This is a genomic window from uncultured Shimia sp., from assembly GCF_913054185.1.
Lineage (GTDB): Bacteria > Pseudomonadota > Alphaproteobacteria > Rhodobacterales > Rhodobacteraceae > Shimia.
This window is the reverse complement of record NZ_CAJXIV010000174.1, coordinates 1-2,546: the sequence shown is the minus strand read 5'-3', so window position 1 is coordinate 2,546 and position 2,546 is coordinate 1. Positions and strand designations below refer to the sequence as shown.

Genomic DNA, 2,546 nt, shown 5'->3' with positions numbered 1-2,546 from the left:
GATCCGCGCGGTGGCTCTGTTGAGGCGATGATCGATTGGATCGAGATGATTCCGTTCAATGAAACCCGCAACTATGTGATGCGGGTGTCAGAGAGTTTGCCTGTGTATCGCGCGCGTTTGGGCGAAGACCCGCATCCGGTGTCGTTTGGCGAAGAGATCACCGGCGGCACGATAAAGGTGCGATAAGTCCTTAGGTGGATTGGCGTTCCCGCCACCAAGTGAACAGCCCTGCGGCCAGCACAATACCCGCGCCAATGGCGACGTTTAGGCGCAGGGTTTCCCCAAAAGCAGCCATGCCAAGCGCGGCGGCAAAGGGCAGTTGCAGGTAGGCGAAGGGCTGCACGGCGCTGGCCTCGGCCACTTCGTAGGTGCGGATCAGAAGCCAGTGGCCTAAGACGCCGGTGCAGCAGAGGACGCCCATCCAGATCCAGTCGCGCCCGACAATAGGTTCCCAGAAGAACAGGCCAATGGCGGTCATGACGATGCAGCCAATGACGCCGGTATAGAAAAAGCTGGTCTGGCCAGTGTCGCCGCGGGCTACATAGCGGGTCATCAGGCCGTAGACCGCAAACATCAGCGCGCCCACGAGGGGCACAATAGCGGCAGGGCTGAAAACGCCAGAGCCAGGTTGCAGGATGGTCAGGACGCCTACTGCGCCCACGCCGATAGCAGACCAGCGCCGCCAACCGACACGTTCGCCCAAGATGGGGCCAGACAGGGCGGCGATGATCAACGGGTAGCAGATGAAAATGGCGTGGCTTTCGGTGAGCCCCAGCAGGGTGAAGGCCACAACTGTCACGCAAATTTCCAGCGCCAGAAGCGCGCCGCGTCCGATTTGCAGGAGCGGGAATTTGGTGCGTGCCACGGCTTTGATGCCGCCAGGTTGGCGGGAGGACAGCGCGATGACAAACAGCGCAAAGAACCAGTAGCGGATCATCACCACGAGGTAGGTGTTATATTCACTCGCCAAATGGCGGGAGATGCCATCTTGCAGCGCAAAGACCAGCGTGGTGAGCGACATCAACATAATGCCGAGGCGGTTGTTGGGCTGTGTCATCGGGCGGATTTTTCACATTGGGTCATGTGGCGCTTGCGGCCAAAACCCGGGGTGCGGGTGACCGTAAAACCTGCCGACTCGAGATTGCGGCGCACAAAACCCGCGGCGGTGTAGGTCGCAGCGGTGCCGCCCGATTTGGTATGTGTCCCCACCTGTGCCATCAAGTCCGCATCCCAAAGCTCCGGGTTTTTGGCGGGGGAGAAGCCGTCAAGGAACCATGCGTCCGCTTCAAAGCTCTGCGCCGCAAGAGTTTCACGCGCGTCGCCAATCACCACGCGGGCGTTGATGCCTTGCAGCGTCGCAAGAGTTTGGTCCTCGGCGTAGGCCGTGACAAGGCGGGTGGCATAGTCGCTCAGTTCCGGAAAGGCGGCGAGGGCTTTTTCCATTTCTTCTGAACTCATCGGGAAAGCCTCAAAAGTGGTGAAAGCCAGCGGCGTGGTTTGGCCACTCTCCTCCCAAGCTTTCCAGACCGTCAGCAGGTTGAGGCCGGTGCCAAAGCCCAGCTCGGCGATGTGAAAACCGGGGGCAAAGCGAGCCGGCAGCTGATTGCCATCCAGAAACACGTGGCGTGTTTCGGCCAGCCCGTTGTTGAGGCTGAAATACGGGTCATCAAACCGGGTGGAGACCGGGATGACGTTGTCTCGCCAATCGAGATCCGCGTGCTGGTTGCTCATGTCGCTTTGCCTTATGGAGGTGACGGCGCATTTGAGCACAAAAAAGAGGATTGGCAATGGTGGACGTGACCGTGATGGGGGCAGGCGCTTTTGGGCTGTCGGTGGCGTGGGCTTGTGCAAAACGTGGGGCCAAAGTCCGGGTGATCGACCCTGGCGGCGTTGGGGCTGGCAGCAGTGGCGGCATAGTTGGCGCATTGGCACCACATACGCCGGAGAATTGGAACGTGAAAAAGGCGTTTCAGTTTGAGAGCCTCATCATGGCGGAAGGCTGGTGGGCCGAGGTTGAGGCCGCTGGTGGCGTGCGTGCTGGCTATGGGCGCACGGGGCGTATTCAGCCGGTGAAAGATGCGCGTGCATTGGAACTTGCACATGCACGGGCAGAAAGCGCCAAGGAGCTTTGGCAGGGTAAGGCGCAGTGGCAGGTTGTGGCACGGGATACGCTGGGCGATTGGGCGCCGGAAAGTCCAACAGGGTGGCTGATTCATGACACGTTGAGTGGGCGCATGTTTCCCCGACGTGCCTGTGCGGCCTTGGCGGCGGCTTTGCGGGCGAAGGATTGCGAGATCGTTGGTGAGGGCAGTCAGCTTGGGAAGGTAATTTGGGCCACGGGCTGGCAAGGGTTGCTCGAGCTGTCAGAAGAGATGGGGAAACCTGTGGGCAATGGCGTGAAGGGGCAGGCGGCGCTGTTGCGTCTGGACCAGTCGACTGCGCCGCAACTGTTTGCGGATGCGGTGCACATCATTCCACATGCGGATGGCACTGTTGCGATTGGCTCCACCAGCGAGCGCGAGTTTGACGATCCAACCAGTACGGAT

The 2,546-nt window shown here is 60.4% G+C and carries 4 protein-coding genes; 2 read left to right on the top strand and 2 right to left on the bottom strand.

Annotated features, from left to right (window positions below; all coding sequences use genetic code 11):
- Positions 1–186 (top strand): hypothetical protein (locus QZ517_RS20030; RefSeq protein ID WP_294230844.1); only part of this gene is annotated, 186 nt, incomplete at its 5' end.
- Positions 187–190: 4 nt separating this feature from the next.
- Here QZ517_RS20030 and QZ517_RS20025 read toward each other — a convergent pair.
- Positions 191–1,057 carry a DMT family transporter gene (locus QZ517_RS20025; protein WP_294230840.1) on the bottom strand — a complete coding sequence of 289 codons (867 nt, stop codon included), beginning with the start codon at positions 1,055–1,057 and terminating at the stop codon, positions 191–193.
- Entirely contained in the window at positions 1,054–1,731 is a 678-nt protein-coding gene (gene mnmD, locus QZ517_RS20020; RefSeq protein WP_294230837.1) for a tRNA (5-methylaminomethyl-2-thiouridine)(34)-methyltransferase MnmD, read from the bottom strand. Before mnmD ends, QZ517_RS20025 begins: the two co-directional genes overlap by 4 nt.
- A gap of 56 nt (positions 1,732–1,787) precedes the next feature.
- On the opposite strand from mnmD, the gene QZ517_RS20015 reads away from it, so the two are divergent.
- Positions 1,788–2,546 (top strand): FAD-dependent oxidoreductase (locus QZ517_RS20015; RefSeq protein ID WP_294230834.1); only part of this gene is annotated, 759 nt, incomplete at its 3' end.